The 17,204-nt window shown below is 41.7% G+C and carries 17 protein-coding genes; 4 read left to right on the plus strand and 13 right to left on the minus strand.

The window, feature by feature from the left end; translation table 11 throughout:
* Positions 1 to 265 precede the first annotated feature (265 nt).
* Together cysK and MHH49_RS26755 are read right to left on the minus strand one after the other, a co-directional pair.
* Positions 266 to 1,198 (minus strand): cysteine synthase A, encoded by a 933-nt coding sequence (gene cysK, locus MHH49_RS26750; RefSeq protein ID WP_036678108.1) that lies wholly within the window; start codon positions 1,196 to 1,198, stop codon positions 266 to 268.
* 111 nt (positions 1,199 to 1,309) lie between these two features.
* Positions 1,310 to 2,332 (minus strand): LacI family DNA-binding transcriptional regulator, encoded by a 1,023-nt coding sequence (locus tag MHH49_RS26755; RefSeq protein WP_036678110.1) that lies wholly within the window; start codon positions 2,330 to 2,332, stop codon positions 1,310 to 1,312.
* 315 nt (positions 2,333 to 2,647) lie between these two features.
* Here MHH49_RS26755 and MHH49_RS26760 point away from each other — a divergent pair, with 315 nt between their 5' ends.
* Positions 2,648 to 3,700 carry a 2,3-butanediol dehydrogenase gene (locus tag MHH49_RS26760; protein ID WP_341138663.1) on the plus strand — a complete coding sequence of 351 codons (1,053 nt, stop codon included), beginning with the start codon at positions 2,648 to 2,650 and terminating at the stop codon, positions 3,698 to 3,700.
* Between the two features lie 688 nt (positions 3,701 to 4,388).
* Here the strand turns inward: MHH49_RS26760 and MHH49_RS26765 are convergent.
* Complete coding sequence (locus tag MHH49_RS26765; protein WP_036678116.1) at positions 4,389 to 4,985, minus strand: GNAT family N-acetyltransferase; 597 nt, start codon at positions 4,983 to 4,985, stop codon at positions 4,389 to 4,391.
* Positions 4,982 to 5,662, minus strand: a complete 681-nt coding sequence (locus MHH49_RS26770; RefSeq protein WP_036678119.1) for an HAD family hydrolase — start codon at positions 5,660 to 5,662, stop codon at positions 4,982 to 4,984. Before MHH49_RS26770 ends, MHH49_RS26765 begins: the two co-directional genes overlap by 4 nt.
* Before the next feature lie 129 nt (positions 5,663 to 5,791).
* On the opposite strand from MHH49_RS26770, the gene MHH49_RS26775 reads away from it, so the two are divergent.
* Positions 5,792 to 6,286, plus strand: coding sequence for a DUF6803 family protein (locus MHH49_RS26775; RefSeq protein ID WP_038570801.1), 495 nt, complete (start codon positions 5,792 to 5,794; stop codon positions 6,284 to 6,286).
* A 78-nt stretch (positions 6,287 to 6,364) separates the two neighbouring features.
* Here the strand turns inward: MHH49_RS26775 and MHH49_RS26780 are convergent, their stop codons facing one another.
* Positions 6,365 to 7,813, minus strand: a complete 1,449-nt coding sequence (locus MHH49_RS26780) for an MDR family MFS transporter (protein WP_341138664.1) — start codon at positions 7,811 to 7,813, stop codon at positions 6,365 to 6,367.
* A 153-nt stretch (positions 7,814 to 7,966) separates the two neighbouring features.
* Between MHH49_RS26780 and MHH49_RS26785 the strand changes: the two genes are divergently transcribed.
* Positions 7,967 to 8,515 carry a PadR family transcriptional regulator gene (locus MHH49_RS26785; RefSeq protein WP_076141670.1) on the plus strand — a complete coding sequence of 183 codons (549 nt, stop codon included), beginning with the start codon at positions 7,967 to 7,969 and terminating at the stop codon, positions 8,513 to 8,515.
* A 60-nt stretch (positions 8,516 to 8,575) separates the two neighbouring features.
* On the opposite strand, the gene MHH49_RS26790 is transcribed toward MHH49_RS26785, so the two are convergent.
* From MHH49_RS26790 to msrA, 4 genes are all read right to left on the minus strand, one after another.
* Positions 8,576 to 9,973: a sensor histidine kinase gene (locus MHH49_RS26790; protein WP_036678128.1), complete on the minus strand. Its 1,398-nt coding sequence runs from the start codon at positions 9,971 to 9,973 to the stop codon at positions 8,576 to 8,578.
* Positions 9,970 to 10,677 (minus strand): response regulator transcription factor, encoded by a 708-nt coding sequence (locus MHH49_RS26795; protein WP_170914243.1) that lies wholly within the window; start codon positions 10,675 to 10,677, stop codon positions 9,970 to 9,972. The genes MHH49_RS26790 and MHH49_RS26795 overlap by 4 nt, the downstream gene beginning before the upstream one ends.
* Before the next feature lie 97 nt (positions 10,678 to 10,774).
* Complete coding sequence (locus MHH49_RS26800) at positions 10,775 to 11,965, minus strand: cell wall-binding repeat-containing protein (RefSeq protein WP_340890815.1); 1,191 nt, start codon at positions 11,963 to 11,965, stop codon at positions 10,775 to 10,777.
* A gap of 167 nt (positions 11,966 to 12,132) precedes the next feature.
* Complete coding sequence (gene msrA, locus MHH49_RS26805) at positions 12,133 to 12,645, minus strand: peptide-methionine (S)-S-oxide reductase MsrA (protein ID WP_036678131.1); 513 nt, start codon at positions 12,643 to 12,645, stop codon at positions 12,133 to 12,135.
* A gap of 161 nt (positions 12,646 to 12,806) precedes the next feature.
* Here msrA and MHH49_RS26810 point away from each other — a divergent pair, with 161 nt between their 5' ends.
* Positions 12,807 to 13,715, plus strand: a complete 909-nt coding sequence (locus MHH49_RS26810) for an aldo/keto reductase (RefSeq protein ID WP_076213268.1) — start codon at positions 12,807 to 12,809, stop codon at positions 13,713 to 13,715.
* A 334-nt stretch (positions 13,716 to 14,049) separates the two neighbouring features.
* On the opposite strand, the gene MHH49_RS26815 is transcribed toward MHH49_RS26810, so the two are convergent.
* From MHH49_RS26815 to MHH49_RS26830, 4 genes are all read right to left on the minus strand, one after another.
* Positions 14,050 to 14,742, minus strand: coding sequence for a class I SAM-dependent methyltransferase (locus MHH49_RS26815; RefSeq protein WP_326048024.1), 693 nt, complete (start codon positions 14,740 to 14,742; stop codon positions 14,050 to 14,052).
* Positions 14,743 to 14,850: 108 nt separating this feature from the next.
* On the minus strand, positions 14,851 to 15,249 hold the full coding sequence (locus MHH49_RS26820) for an RrF2 family transcriptional regulator (protein WP_036678138.1): 399 nt from the start codon (positions 15,247 to 15,249) through the stop codon (positions 14,851 to 14,853).
* 104 nt (positions 15,250 to 15,353) lie between these two features.
* The gene (locus MHH49_RS26825; protein WP_256715512.1) at positions 15,354 to 16,439 is read right to left on the minus strand and encodes a CHAP domain-containing protein; all 1,086 of its coding nucleotides are present in this window, start codon (positions 16,437 to 16,439) and stop codon (positions 15,354 to 15,356) included.
* A 75-nt stretch (positions 16,440 to 16,514) separates the two neighbouring features.
* Complete coding sequence (locus MHH49_RS26830; protein WP_036678141.1) at positions 16,515 to 17,204, minus strand: hypothetical protein; 690 nt, start codon at positions 17,202 to 17,204, stop codon at positions 16,515 to 16,517.

The following is a 17,204-nucleotide window of genomic DNA, read 5'->3' on the forward strand; positions in this document are numbered from 1 at the left end:
ATGTTGGCCAATAAGTGCTATACAGTCCGATAACGCAGCAAAATGAGCTTAAAAGGCGAAATAGCTGCAATACGGTCCGTAACACACTGAACTTCCTTGGCTACTATGCAAAATTGGAGTTTTGGATTCCTCTTAAACTTCTTAGTTACTTGAGTACCCGTTATCTTGAGATACCCAGCCAATACTCCAACAACAAAAAGACTCAGCATATTGCTGAGCCTCATGAATTTAAAGCCAATTAGTTGGATCTCGAGCTCATGTTCCGTTAAAAATCAAACAGAGTAGTTGTTAAGTAACGCTCACCGGTATCCGGCAGAATTACCACGATGGTCTTGTCTTTATTCTCAGGACGCTTAGCGATTTGTGTAGCTGCGTAAACAGCTGCTCCGGAGGAGATACCCACCAGCAAACCCTCTGTTCTCGCAAGTGCACGTGATACGCTATAGGCATCATCATTTTTCACCTGAAAAATCTCATCCACTACCTCATTATCGTAATTCTCCGGAATAAAGTTAGCTCCAATGCCCTGAATCCCATGTCCCTTAGGACGGCCTCCTGATAAAACAGGGGAGTCAAACGGCTCGATGGCAACGATTTGGACTGCGGGGTTCTTTTCTTTCAACGCTTTTCCAACACCCGAGATAGTGCCTCCAGAACCAACACCCGCTATAAAAATATCTACATCTCCATCGGTATCCCGCCAAATTTCCTCAGCTGTAGTCGTTCTGTGTATTTCCGGGTTCGCAGGATTGCTGAATTGTTGGGGAATAAATGAATTTGGAATTTCCGCAGCTAATTGTTCTGCCTTTCTTACAGCTCCGCTCATCCCTTCAGTTCCCGGTGTTAACACAAGCTCAGCACCTAGTGCCAGCATTAATTTACGGCGTTCAACACTAAATGTATCTGGTAGGACGATGATCAGTGAATACCCCAAGCTAGCAGCTGCAAAAGCAAGTCCAATCCCAGTGTTTCCACTGGTAGGCTCAATAATGACAGAATCTTTATTGATGAGACCTCTCTCTTCCGCATCTTTGATCAATGCATACCCAATACGATCCTTAACACTACCTGCAGGATTAAAAGATTCCAACTTGGCAAGAACCCTTGCTTCTACGTTTTGGGTTTTACTATACTTTGAAATCTCTAATAACGGTGTATTTCCGATCAGATCGGTTAAGCTCTTGTAAATATTAGCCATAATGATCCGCACCTCATTTCTTAATTTCCAATCAAATTACTCTGTATTAAGTCTAGCAGGATTTAAAGGATTTACAACCTATTGATTCTTATTAGTCGCAAATTGAGGCCGTTAATTCGTACTACGTCTAACCGAAACACTCGACTCTCGCACGATTAATCGTGGATCAAGCTGCACCCTTTGATACTCCCCGGTAATATTATCCTGAATACGTTGTAAAAGAAGCTGTGTGGCTAAACGCGCCACTTCATTCCCCATGATGGAAACCGAACTAATCTGAGGCGTTGTAATAGTTGTCCATGAGTTATTATCCACCCCAACCACCGCCACATCTTCCGGAACACGAACGCCTAATTCTTTAAAACGATTCACAATACCTATCGCCACCATGTCATTCACTGCATAAATAGCGTCCGGCATATGTGTCAGGCTGTAGAAATAATCAGCAGCCTGTAGCCCCGTTTGCAAGGAAAAGTCTTCGCCAAAATAAACAAGCGAAATATCCACTTGTTTTAAAGCTTGCTGATAGGCAAGATAACGATCTTCAATAAGATCTTTTTGAGCTCCTGCATATGCAATTCTAGTTCGACCGATATTGATTAAATGCTCCATCACTAATTGACCTTCAAAACGTGACAAGCTGACGATGTCTGCTTTCACATTTTCTGTGATTCTTTTCCCGTAGTTAATGATGGAGACCGGAACACTCGATTTATTAATTAACTCTACCATGGTCTTTGGATAAGCAAGAGGCATGATAATGAGTCCATCTACATGTAATTTTTTGACCTCACGGATCGTTTCGAGCTCAGTCCGCGGGTTGCCAGAAGTATTAATTTGAATTACCCGATAGCTATGTTGTTTAGCGGCTTGCTCTACGGACCAGGCGATATCCGGAATAATTGCGTTGCGGATGTCAGGAACGGCCAGAGCAATTTGCTTCGTTTGGCGGATTTTGAGGCTTTGCGCAGAGGTGTTCGGAGTGAAACCCATCTCCTCAATCACTTGAAGTACCAGCGCCTTGGTCTTGGAACTAATTCCCTCTGAATTATTAATGGCTCTTGAGACAGTAGCAATACCTACCCCCGCCCGTTTCGCTACATCCTCTATGGTTACTTTGTTTTTATTAGCCACTCTGATAGTCCCCTTATTTCCGGAATCGTTTTCGTATTTATCTTTATTCCGCTCATCTAAAGTCAAAATTTCAATGTATAGATTATAACATAATAGTACATAGAAGAATACTTATCTCAGCTGCTAATGCGAACCTAAAGTCTTGATATACCTCTGTTTTAGTGAAATATTTCACTAATTTTCGATATTAATATTTTCATTATTTAAATTTGACAATATGAAAATTATGTGACATATTTGTTCTCGGAAACGTTTCCTCTTTTCCAAAAATAAAACACTATTTATTATCAATTATTAATCTAGGAGATGAATGATATGCAAGCATTAAGATGGCATAACGTCAAAGATCTACGGTTAGAAACGATTGAAGAACCAGCAGCCCTTGAAGGAAAAGTGAAAATCAAAATCGAATGGTGCGGAATTTGTGGCAGCGATCTTCATGAATATGTAGCCGGCCCTATTTTCATCCCCCAAGGTACTGTTCATCCCCTTACTGGTGAAAAAGCTCCAGTCGTAATGGGACATGAATTTTCTGGACAAATCGTAGAAGTAGGTAAAGGCGTTAGCAAGTTTAATGTTGGTGATCGCGTCGTCGTCGAGCCTGTTTTTGCATGTGGTGAATGTGTGGCTTGTCGACAAGGTAAATATAATCTTTGTGAAAAAATGGGCTTCCTAGGTTTGGCTGGTGGTGGCGGTGGATTCTCAGAATACGTCGCAGCAGACCAACATATGGTGCACAAAATTCCAGACAGCTTATCCTATGAACAAGGTGCTCTCGTGGAACCTTCTGCCGTTGCTCTACACGCTGTTCGTTCCAGTCAACTAAAGGTTGGAGATAAAGCTGTAGTATTCGGTGCTGGCCCAATCGGTTTGCTGGTCATTGAAGCTTTGAAAGCATCCGGTGCAGCGGAAATCTATGTTGTAGAACTTTCTGAAGAACGTAAGAGTAAAGCTGAAGAACTCGGTGGTATTGTAATCGATCCTAAACAATATGATGTGGTCGAAGAAATTCAAAAACGTACCGATGGTGGCGTAGATGTTGCTTTTGAAGTCACTGGCGTCCCTCCCGTTCTAACCCAAGCCATTAATTCCACTAAATTGAGTGGACAAATCATGATCGTTAGTATTTTCGAAAAAGATGCTACGATTACTCCAAACAATATCGTACTTAAAGAACGCAACTTAACTGGTATCATCGGATACCATGATGTTTTCCCAGCTGTAATTAGCTTGATGGAACAAGGGTACTTCCCTGCTGAGAAGCTTGTTACTAAGAGAATTAAACTGAATGAAGTGATTGATCACGGGTTTGAGGCACTTTTGAAAGAAAAAAATCAAGTGAAAATCCTTGTAAGTCCTAAACAATAACCATAAGCAGCCTATTGGCTGAATCATAAAAGAAGGCGCTGCCCCAAGCAGCTCTTTCTAGAATTTGTAGCGGTCTCTGTTATTAAAAAACAACCAGGCAGCGATACTCCGGGTATTGGAGTATCGCTGCCTGGTGTTTTTGATCTGTAGCGGGGCTTAAGCAAATTTATGGGCAAATCCTTATACACTCTGATTTAACCCGCTTAAACATCCGCTGATCCACCAAAGTATAATTGTCCACACACTATGCTGGAGCTGCCAAGTCTGATGCTCTTGAGGGATCCTTTCGGACCGTCCGTAGCTTCCGTTGTATCCCCTCTTAGTATACTTCTAGCACCTAATTTAAAGGATTTGAATGAGATAATGGGGAGTGATATAGGGTGAATGTGAAATAACTGCATTCTGTGCACTTATTCCGGATGAAAAAGCAACTATACTTGTTTTAATTGTATTCTGTACAATTAAAAACCTAAAAATCTACCTATACGGAAGTAAATGAGGAAAATAGATGTACTAAATACAGTTATATCTATGACCCAACCAATTAAGGAATTATAGTTGTACAAAATACAATTAAACGCTCTGCTTCAACTAATTGCTTCCATCGCCACTCTGATTCATCTATTCTAGATGAAGTGTAGCACCCTATGGAACAGCCCCTAGCCCGTTTGTTTGCTACTATCTATACTTATGCGTATTTATCATTTATCAAATAATGCAGATTCTCTTTTACAGCAGGCCATTCGGTATCCAATATGCTAAAGACCACATTATCATGAATCGATCCGTCAGACTTGATTCTATGCTTGCGCAGAACTCCTTCTTTAACCGCCCCAATTCGTTCTACTGCTCTTTGTGACCTCAAGTTGTTCGCGACCACTGTAAATTCTACACGGATCAGCTTAAGTTCTTCAAAACAATAGTGTAGCAGCAGCGACTTGCCCTCTGTGTTCACACTAGTTCTCCAATAATCAGGCGAGATCCAGGTACATCCGATTTCCGCATTGCGATGAACCAAATCCGGATGCATAATCCTTGTGGTTCCGATAATTCGCTCCGTTGCTTTATCAATGATAGTAAAGGTAATTTGTGAACCGTTTTTTTGATTTGCTAAAGCTGTTGAGATTAATCCTTGCACCTGCTCGTCCGACGTTATTTTTCGCCAGGTAAATTCCCAGATGTCTGGATTTCTTAACACTCTCGCCAATCCTTCTGCATGACTTTCATCTATTGGAACCAGCTTAATTGTTTTCCCGTCAAGTAGTTCAGTATTCATAACACTCATTTGGTGCACCGTTCTCTCAATGAAATATGCTGAATGATATCTGCAATTTCTTCCACACGAAAGGCGATATGGTCTGCTCCGGCTTGTTCAAGCTCTTCCTTGGGACCATAACCAAAAGTCACTCCAATAGATTCGACACCACAGCCAATAGCACCGATCATATCATGCTTACGATCTCCTATCATTACCGCTTCCTCTGGATGTATGTCATTCTCATCAAGCACGTACTGAATAACCTCTTGCTTCTTAGAACGGGTACCGTCCAGATTACTTCCTCCGATATGTTTGAAATAATGATCGAGCTTATAATGCTCAAGAATCTGTGCTGCAAAAACAGTCGGTTTGGAGGTTGCTACATACAATGAGTATCCATTCGTCTTAAGTCCCTCCAGCAATTGGGGTATACCTTCAATCACCATATTCTCAAATAATCCCGTGGCACTGTAACGCTCCCGGTAAAAAGCAACCGCTTGAAGCGCTTGTTCCTCAGTGAAATGGTGCAGCTCGATAAATGAATCATATAACGGAGGACCTATGTAAGGAAGAAGCTCATCCAAATGTTCGATCTGTATATCAAATTTGTTCAAAGCGTATTCTACGCTTTTGGTAATGCCTTCTTTGGGGTCTGTTAAAGTACCATCTAAATCAAATAAAATGTTTTGTAATCCTCTTCCCACGGTTGTCTTGCTCCCCTCGACTGTTATTATTGCATATATTTATCATACCTTCGTTTCCACATACTTTCCACATACTTCTCGAATACGATAAGTAACCGAAGCTATTACATATTATCGGAGGAGTATCTTATGAACATGACGCATTACATGTCTTTGCTAGCGGACAACCAGCCTTGGAACTTGATTATATTCATGGCAATCCCCGTGATTTTTGCTGAGACGATTACCATTACAGAGTTTATTATTTTATTCACCAAGAACCTAAAAGGCCCACTACGATCCTTCAACAAAGTCTGCAGCATACTCGCAGGGTTATATTTCACAGGGGTATTCCTTTACTTGTTCCCAACTGCGTTTATTCCTTTGTCTGTGAATGGGGAATGGCACACATGGGTTGATATCGTAGCCGTGGGCTTCTATTTAAGCGGAGTACTCTTCTTATTGCCACTGGCTTTGTTAGATCTTGATCTGATTGCCCGTAAACGATCGGAAGAGCACAAGATGAAGCTGCATTTTCTGCTAATTAGTGGCTTCTTGGTCGTGGCGCATATAGCGATGATATTTGGGATGATTAATCCGGAAATTGTGGGCAGTATGGGTGGAATGGGCGATATGATGCATTAAAGTTTATTAACATAACGTAATCTAAGTCAAAAAGCAGATCAAGGATAAAACCTTGATCTGCTTTTTTTCTCGTACCGGTTATCCCGCGCTTTGTACAGTTACCACAGTACGCTTCTTGCGTAATAAAAACATCAGCGGAAATCCAAACAACACGATAATGGAACCTACCACAAAAACATCATTCACACCCATCGTGAACGATAGTAAACGTATCGAATCTGTATTACTTGCACCGGAGCTGATCAACTCTTTAGAGTGGAGTAAAGATCTACTCGACAACAGGGATGTGAATACTGCAATCCCAAGTGAGCTTAACACATTGCGGACCCAGTTGTTGATCGACGTAGCATGCCCAGACCATTCGACGGGAATTTCCTCCATTGAGGCTGTACTGCTTGGAACATTGGCTAGTCCAATGCCGAGATTACGAACGACCATCGCCCACATAATAAAGCTATAAGATATGTTCGTTTGCAGCCGACTAAGCATGAATAAACCGATGAATATAAATAAAATACCCGCAGAAATCAACTTCACAGGTCCGAACTTTGGATACAGCTTACCTACGATTGGACTCAGTAAGGCAAGGAGGATCGAGGACGGCAATAAAATCAGCCCTGTTTTAAGCGTTGTAGCCCCTTCTACCGTTTGTAAGAACAAAGGGGTTAAATAGGTTCCGGCATACATCGCAATCGTAACCAAACTATAGATACTAAGCATGGCGGTAAAACGGCGATTATGGAATACACGCAAATTCAGCAGAGGCACCTCCGCCTTCAGCTCGCGCAAAACAAACAAAATTAACAACACAACCCCCAAAAGGATTAACGATAAAGTTTTCCATGAAGTCCATCCCCAGCTGTTGCCTTGGCTAAATGCGGTTAATAACGATAAACTACCGAGGACAACGGTGAGGAAACCAGGAATATCAAATGACTTCGGAATATTCATTCGATAATATGGGATTAACGTTAGGGTTAGAATAACAGCTATAATTCCAATAGGAATGTTAATTAAGAATAACCAATGCCAGCTGGCATATTGGAGCAGCCAACCGCTAAACGTCGGACCTATGGCTGGCGCGACCATCGCGGATAGCGACCAGAGGCTTACAGCAAAAGGTCTGCGTTCTCCCGGAATTACTTGAAATATGATGGTCATCGTACAAGCCATAATGAGACCGCTGCACGAACCCTGAAGCATCCGAAATACAATTAATGATGTTGGATCCCATGCCAAAGCACAAAGCAAAGAGAACATGGTGAATCCCATCAAGGCGAAAAGATAAAGCCTTTTGTAGCTGAATCTTCCTCCGAGATATCCGGCGAGTGGTGCGGTTACTCCTGTCGCCAGCATAAAGCCCGTGACCATCCATTGCATGGTGTTCAGACTCGTATTGAAATGATCCATTAAAAGAGGAACAGCAATGTTGATCGTCGTTGTACTTAAGACAGAGACGAAATTTCCGAAGAATATGGCAATCATGATCGGCCAAAAATGTATTTTGCTTGCTTGATTTTCTTCCATGCTTCCCCTCCTCATTATTTTTTATATGTCTACTTTTACATATATAAGGTGACTCGAATAATGTTATAATCGTATGATCAATATGTCAATGATGACATATCCCCGAAAAATTCAATGAAAACGGATTTATAATAACTGGAGGGCTTTATAGTAATGAATACACTGTCTTATGGACTTCTAGCTTTACTTAGCGCTAACTCATTGTCTGGATATGAATTAACTCAGAATATCAAGCCGCTCTGGCGTGCTGGACATAGTCAAATCTACCCTCTATTAATGAGCATGGAGCAACAAGGTTATATCACCTTTAAGCTCATTGAACAGACCGACAAACCGGATAAAAAAGAATACTCCATTACGGAAGCAGGACTGGAGCAATTGCGGCAATGGGTGGAAACTACTGCAGAGCCTCCGGTGCTACGGGATGAACTGCATTTTAAGCTGTATAGCTTATGGCTATCCAACCCCGCAGAAGCCAAGGACCTATTACTAAAACGTGCAGAGTTTTGTAAGAGTGAGTTGGAGCGATACAAGGTTTTGCTCAAAGCAAACGAAGTCTTGCGTGATGAACGCGGTGAGACTCGTGAGTTAAAAGCCACAACTTTTGGACGTTATTTACTGATCCGCAAACGTGTGCTTGATATGGAGAGCTCTATACAATTTTGCGAATGGGCACTTGAAGAGCTTGAGTCGAATCAATAACATTATAAACAAGCAAAAAAGAGACCTCATTTTGTATCTGAAGTCTCTTTTTACTTACATTTATTCGGATTTAGATAGATTCAATAGTTGCACCTCGCAACGAGTACCCGCTCCAGGCTGACTTATCATTCGAATCTTGCCTCCATGCAATTCCACCAGCTTTTTAACAATGGAAAGTCCCAGACCTGAACCGCCGTATTGTCTTGAACGTGATTTCTCTACCCGGTAGAAACGCTCGAAGATATAGGGAAGCTCTTCCTCAGGAATACCTATTCCTGTATCTTCAACTATTAGAGTTGCAGCATCCGCTGCAAATTCCATATGAACAATAATCTCACCTTCATCCGTATAACGAATTGCATTTTCCAGAAGGTTCATAATAATCTGTTCCATACGTTTTTGATCTCCACGGATCATATACGCATCTCCGCTAAGCTGAAGCTTCAGCAGTAACCCCTTCTCCTTTGCTTTCAGTTCAACTCTGCGCACGGCTTGTTCCGCTAGCTGACTGAGATCGATCCACTCTTGGGTAAGAGTAACCTTTCCTTCCTCCATCTTTGCCAGTTCAAATAAATCATCCACAAGATGCTGGAGCCGATGTGCTTCCTGATGAATGATATCCAAGTATAGATCTCTTTCCCCTTCGGTCTCGTAAAGTCCATCTTTTATTACCTTGGTATACCCCTCCAAATATGTAATGGGCGTTCTCAGCTCATGTGAGATATTTGCCAGAAATTCCTGACGTGTATCCCTGTATCGTTGCAGATCGACAGCCAGATCATTTATAGCCTCTGCCAAAAAACCAATCTCATCGTTGCTACGTATAGAAAGTCTCGTTTCCAGCTCGCCAGCCGCGATTTTCCGGGTTGCCTTTTGCATCTTGATCAGAGGTCTGGACAAAATCATGGCGATCACACCAGTGATCCCTATAGCCAATATAAAAGCCCCTATTCCTGCAATCAGCAGCAGATTCCGGATGGAAGCCAAAGATTGCTTCATACTCTCTGTAGAGGACATTACATAAAGTGCAGACTGAGTTGTATCCCCCTCCATTATTGGTTTTCCAATGATAAAATAAGAATGTCCAGCAGGATCTTTATACTCAAAATCAACACTTTTCCCAGCGAAAATCCGGCTAACATCCGAAGCTTGGATGAATGAACGATCCGAACGATCATGTACACCCGAGTGGAGTATCACATTGCCATCCTTCGAGATATTAAAGATACTGACATCCGAAAATTCTGCAAAGGTACTCATCATCTGCTCATTTGAACTATCCTGCGATTCCGCCATTCCGATAAAATGTGAGGTGAGTTCCTCCGTCTCTTTTTGCATCTCGTTGTAATAGAAGCTTGTAAACATCCGGTCTATAGTAATTCCAAGGACAAGCAAAACAACTAAAAAAACAGACATTATAATATAACCAAGCTTAAGTCCGATGATGTTATTTTTCATACCAGATTACCTGGAACGTGAAATTTATAACCTAACCCCCACACTGTTTGAACCGGATTATAGGAGAGGCCTGCCTTATGCAATTTCTCACGGATATTCTTAATATGGGTGTCGATAACACGATTCTCCCCCTCATAATTATTCCCCCATAATCGTTCCACCAGTTCTTCTCTCGTAAAAACCCGGGTAGTGTTTTGCGCCAAAGTAGCCAGTAAATCAAACTCCTTGAGAGTGAATTCAATGGATGTATCCTGAATATGTACCTCCCTAGCTTCTGGGTATATTTTAAAATCAGGGTATGTGAGCACCTTATCCTGAGGTTGGTGGGCAAATGTAAGTGTTGAACGCCGCAGCAGAGAATAAATCCTAGCCACTAATTCTTCCGGCTCACACGGTTTAGTAAGATAATCATCTGCTCCTATACCGAGACCACGTACCTTATCCTTGGTTTCAGAACGTGCGGTTAGCATTAGAATTGGGATAGAGCTTGTCTCCCTCACCAGCTTGCAGACCTGCCAGCCATCCATATCCGGCATCATCACATCCAGCAAGATTAGGTCAAAGCTGTGTTGTTTCAACAGTTGGAGTGCCTCATGACCCGTTGACGCCTCTTTTGTAGACATCCCTTCTTTACTTAAATAAATCCGCAATAAATTCCGCATGTTCCATTCATCATCTACGATCAGTATCTGTAGCTTATTCAAGCCGTTCACCCTCTTTATGACCTAGTTCTTCTCATTATACAAAAAAATACAGAACAAGCCGACATCATCCCTAAATGATGCCAGCCTGTGATTATGGTTAGTGGCCGGAATGCGGATTGCCTCCTGCAGTAGGTGAGATTTCTAGCATATCATCAATTTCACTTTGTGCTCGCTCATTTATTGCAAGGTTATCTCCAGTTATCCAAGCATGATTGTAAGGACCTTCCGCTGGTGAATCTTGAAATTTAGGTTGAAGCTCCATCATATACTCCATTACTGAATCTGGCAGCCCGTCTTTTTCTGTAAAAATAAGCGGCGCATGTTTCCCCAAATGGGAAAACGGCGCAGCGGCGATAGCGAGCATCGTTGAATCCGTGGTTAACAAAGACAGGTTATGACCGGGTGTAGTGATTCCCCAGCCGAATCCGTTATTGGCATCCTTAAAACTTGCAAAAGCTATAGCGTTCTTAAAAACATCTTGTCCAGCTATACGGGTAACTGTTCCGTATTCTTTTAATTGCTTTTCTACATCTGCTGAGACAATGTCTTCTGGTCCTAGGATATAAATAGTTGCGCTACCTCCACGTTCTTTTAAAGCCTCGACCGTTGAGTTAGGAATTTCGTCTTTGGTTACATAGAGTAGAGGTTCCGGCATATGTGCGATCCAATTCACTGCTGGCAGCGTGTACTCAGGATTATCCATAGAACCAATAATGACCGACTTTGGAAGTTCGCCGGCTGCTTTAGCGTAATAAGTATCTATAGCCTGAGCTACAGCCGCTGGCTCATCCCCTTCTATCCGGTCTACTTTTAAATCAATGGCCTTTAATTGTTGTTCTACATTAGATGCCATAGGCCCAACAAGCACTACCTGAACCCCATTATTGCCATCAGCACCTATTGGATTCAGTCGCTTAAGTTCTGCGAGGGTAACCTCAGGAACCCCATCTTTTGCGGTATACAGGACGGGGCCGTTACTGGGATGATGAATCAAATCTGCACTAACTGCGGAAATCTGCCAATTACTCACATCCGTCAAAACTACACTTGAGGGTCTATTATTCTTTGTTTGCGCAGTCCATAAAGTCTGAGAAACTAACACTGCGGCTTGAATCGGATCTGAAGTGTTAATGCGAGTAGTATTCTTCGTAGCTATCCAAGGTGGCTCCACCGTTGCAGAACTAGCATGCGAATTAACCTTAGATGGAACATTATTGCCTGATTGGCAGCTTGTTATCACTGTACTCAAAAGCAAACTAACGGCAACAAATGGTATGATTTTTTTCATCCTAAACCCTCCTGTGTGATGTTCTCGCTTGATTTAGAGTAGTTTAGTCTACAAATGTGTGGAAAGTATGTAGAATTTAAAATAAATAAAATTTGTATATAATGCAAAAAGAGCATCCCGTAAGCCATGTATGACTCAGGATGCTCTGGGTCTAGATTTTTCAATGCTTACCAGTGTTTTGCGATAAAAGTATCCCGACCGGATTGCTCCCGATCTTCTTTGTAGTGCTTAGGATTCTTATGATGATAATCCTGATGATACTCTTCTGCACGATAAAAAGTTGGCGCCGGAAGAATTTCCGTAACGACTGGACCGGAGAATCTGCCGCTGCCCGCAACCTGTTCTTTCGAGGCAAGAGCCGCTAACCGCTGTTCTTCATTATAATAGAAGATCGCTGTCCGGTACTGAGTTCCTCGATCCTGGAATTGCCCACCATCATCGGTAGGGTCAATCTGAGGCCAATATAATTCAAGCAGCTTCTCGTATGAAAAAAGCGCTGGATCAAACGTAATCTGCACAACCTCGTAATGCCCCGTTGTTCCGGTTTTGACTTCTTCGTAGGTTGGATTCTCAGTTAACCCTCCCGCATATCCCGATACAATTCCATGAATGCCTGGTAATTCCTCAAACGGTGTCACCATGCACCAAAAACATCCGCCTGCAAACATCGCTTGTTCCATATGATCAAATCTCTCCCTATCTATCTTCATCTAATAAATAATATATGCTATGACGATAAAGCCAAAAGATCATAAAGTCAATGGAAGTCAGCAGCACCATTAGAATTCAATTCTCCAAAACGTTATAATATAACAACAACAGAAGTAGAAAGGAATGCGCTATGAGAAAAAATCGTTTAGGACAATCCGATTTGCATGTAAGTGAAATAGGACTTGGCTGTATGTCTTTGGGTACGGATGAGGCGAAAGCCATTTCCATTGTTCATGAAGCACTCGATCAAGGAATCAATTTTGTTGATACAGCAGATCTTTATGATGAGGGCCGTAATGAAGAGATTATTGGCAAAGCCATTCGTCAACGTCGACAGGATGTAATCCTGACCACAAAAGTTGGCAACCGCAGAATTCCCGGACAAGAAGGCTGGAGCTGGGACCCTTCAAAAGCCTATATTAAAAATGCAGTCAAAGATAGTCTTAAACGGCTGCAAACGGATTACATCGATCTATACCAGCTGCATGGCGGCACTATTGAAGATCCAATTGACGAAACGATTGAAGCTTTTGAAGAACTTAAGCAAGAGGGTCTTATCCGCTATTATGGGATCTCTTCTATTCGTCCTAATGTAATTAGAGAATATGTGAAAAAATCAAATATTGTAAGTGTTATGAGCCAATATAGCATTTTAGATCGACGTCCTGAGGAAGAAATCCTTCCTCTGCTAGCTAAGCATGGAATTAGCATGATCGCACGCGGACCTTTAGCAGGGGGCATTCTATCAGAGCGTGGTCGCAGCAAGGCGGAAAAGAATTACTTAGATTACAGTAGTGAGGAACTTCTGAATTTGCATGATCGGCTTTCACAGGAAACTAGCGACTCTCGCAATCTTGCACAAACAGCGCTGCATTATCCACTAGCTAATCCATCTGTAGCCGTTATTATTCCTGGGGCAAGCAGTCTGGAGCAATTAAAAAGCAATGTAATGGCTGCTGATGTAGCTCCACTCACTTCGGAGGAACTTGCAGACATTCAGCAGATGAGCAAAGCAAATCGTTACAAGCTTCATGTATAGATTAGTCACTTTCGTTAAAAACAATGGGGTGTCCATAGCCATACAATGGCTGTTGGGCACCCTTACTTTTTGAATCTAACTGATCGCTGATCTAATCCTTAAACTTGGTTTGATTAGATATTATTCACACGAACGAAGCCGCTATAGGACACAGTTGACCTTATGCGCTACTTTTTCCTATATTAAGGGTGCTCGCGGACTCCATAGCCGCTATGAGCTTGATAATCACCATATATCATCCTCTATTTAAGGAATAGCAGCACTGGAGTCCGAAATCATGCTCCAAGGGCTAAATATATGCAAATAACGTCATCTGAGTCTGAAAGTATTCAAGTCACTCCGCGTGACACATCCAGCCTGCCATAATTCCAGTAGAATAAAATCGAGTGATTCTCGTGAAGCCTGATTCTTTCAATAACTCTTCAATTTGTTTTTCAGGAAGAAAAGAAATTTTCGTAATATTGCTACTTACATTATCAAACGCTTCGGGAGATTCATACCCTGCAACCCAAAAGCTTTTCCATACATTTATTCTGTCGTGGAGTTCAGGATCATCCAAATCTCCATATGCACTTACGAGAACAAATGGAGCACCCGGTTTCAGATTATCCTTTATGGAGCGAAGCAATTTCAATTTTTCTTGAACATCATGAATGAAATGAAGGACTAAAATACAACTTGCCACATCGAACTTTGAGTCCTGCTGAGGAAGATCATCGATTGTCCCAGGAATCAGACTGACACGGCTCTCTAAGCCCAGTTCATCTATCTTTAACTTCGCGATCTTAAGCATATCTTCCGAAGGATCCACTCCAGTAAATGTCCAGTTTGGGTTAGATGGACCCCATGCCGAAAATTCATTTCCTCCCCCCGCACCGACCACGAGCAAAGATACAGGGATGTCACCTAATTCGAAGCGAAAATAAGATTGGATCATCGAAAATAATGAATCATAAGAGGGAATCGAAATACGAGTTGTTTTTTCATAGGTCGCCCTCTTGGCATTTAATTTTTGCTCTTCAGTCATTGTAATCATCCTCCATTGTTTTAAACTTCACATTTTAGTATCAAAACCCATATTAAAGTTATTACGGATTTATATTATCTCTAATAAGCCCGAAAAAAGAACGGATTTTTACTCCGTCTTCATCGTTTTTGCCAAATCTGCAATTTTCGTGTTCTCTAAGTACTGCTCCATCTGTCGCTCAGCGTCAATCACAACCTGTTGAATCAGACATTCACTTCCGTGATCTAGACTGCATTCAAAAAAGGAAGCCGTTCCTTCGATTGCATGGATAATATCCAAAAAAGAGATTTCTTCCGACTTGCGTCTGAGACGATACCCACCATTAGCGCCAGGTGCAGATTGAATTAATCCAGCCTTCACTAGCTTAGTCATCATTTTGGACAGATAGGTTTGGGAAACACCCAGCTTCTCAGCAAGCAATTGAACACCCACCGGCTTATCAGACGCCACCGTCACCATATAGAGCATTGCATGAAGTGCATAATCTGTCGCTTGGGAATATTTCATTCAGCACCTCCATTAACGACTTTAGAAATCTATGATAACTCTAACATTTTTAAAAGGCAAGTATATAATTCCTACACTCGCCCATTAAGCAATCTTCTTCATCCTCAACTAATTGGAGTATACTCTCCATTAAACTCAAATTCATAGTCATTAGCGATGCGGATATAGCCATATACGCAATGCCAGCGATCTCTGTAGAAAACACTGGAATAATTCTGATTATCCCTATTTCCTTCAGCAACTAAGATCTCTTTGTCATCGCATGCTAAAACAATACCTGTATGATCGTGAGGGTCATTAGTTAGCAATTTTTCATAAATCACAATATCACCACGTTGAGGAGTAAACCCCTCTTGCCCGTCAAAATAAAAAAATGCGGTCTCAGGTAGTTGCGCCCACTCTAACCATGCCCCTACGCCAGCTAATCGAAAATCAGCATTCGGATATCGAATCGGCAGCAGAAAGCCAGCTTGCATACAGCAGTAATATACAAATGCTGCGCACCAATTGTTTTGTAATACTTTATAAATCCCTTGGTCAGGCCAATATTTACAGATTTCTCGATATCGTTCGTTTCCTGGTATTCCAACAATGTTTTCTTTTCCAAATGCTTCAGCAATATTAGCCAACTTGCCTCGTTTATCCGTAGGCTGGTGAACTTCAGCCCCGCTACTGTAATCTATCTCTTCCAAAAAATCCTCTGGAATCGTCATTTCACGAAGTACATTCCGAAGCCTATTCGTGTCCTGTTGTGTTACATTACAGTCCCTATTCTGCAAGTGTAATTGTAGAACTTGAGCATCCTTTAGAATCTCTTCATAGGGACCCTTAACTTTATTCCTATCCCCTTGATGGAAGATCGCCTTTAGAATTTGAGTCAGCTCTTCATTGGTGAACATATTCAAGTCTCTTAATAAAGGCCTTACGGTATCTGCACTGTTGGGACCTGGAAAATCCTTGACTCCGGTTTTGAAGAAATAATAATTATGAAGCAGTCCTATAATGGCTGCCAATTCCTGATTTTGTTCTCTTTTCATGGCAAGCAATGAAGCGAAGCTAGACACTCCGTACAGGTGAACATACGCTTCCTGTTTCCGTTGTTCGTTACCTATAGACAAGATCATTTCTTGAACAAGCACACGCACACTTTCGAGGCGCTGGTTTACTTTTGTTATCAGTCGTTCAGTCACTGCAAACCTTCCCCTCCGTTACTGCTCAGCTGTAATAATACCAAAGCTAAAACTGACATAAATCTTTTTATCAATTCAGTCCCTAAAGACTACCTTTTTCTGTCCATCCTTGACGAATTCCACACCAAAATAATCGGTATTACCGTTCGCCCCGAATTCAGCGATCCGAGCATCAGGCTTACTCTCAAAGTGAATGTTATGTTTAATATTAGATCTTGGTAACAATGTAATCTCTTGCGGCTGAACCTCTGCGAATGACCAAATCCCTTGAGAATTACCGTACTCTCGAAAGATTGGACGAATCATAACGGTTTCATTTTGCCCGCCATAGTTGATTAGCCTGATTGTACATTGAACCTTCACTATATCCTCTTGAGTACCGTACATACAGTGCGAATCTTTTTCCAGAAAATCCACAACTTCAATTCCTTCATTGTTCATATTCACAAGATAATACAATCGTTCTGTTAGAAATGGATATAACGTAATGAAAATGATGATAGCAAGCAAAACGGTTCTGCCTACATATTTTTTATAACGCTGTCTAAAGTGCTTTATAGTTAAACTCCCACTGACGATTAACATAATGATCCCGAATATCGCTGAGTAATGTAAACCATGGTTTGTCGCAGGCTCGCTCCAAGGCGGAATTCCAATGGTTCTGAAGAGGTAATCCCCAAACATAGTCCCCTGATGTGTGATTCCCACAAAAACTAAAGAAAACAGCAAAAATAAAACAGCCATCCATCCTTTACCCTTGATCAT

This window comes from Paenibacillus sp. FSL F4-0122, from assembly GCF_038002845.1.
Lineage (GTDB): Bacteria > Bacillota > Bacilli > Paenibacillales > Paenibacillaceae > Paenibacillus_AQ > Paenibacillus_AQ odorifer.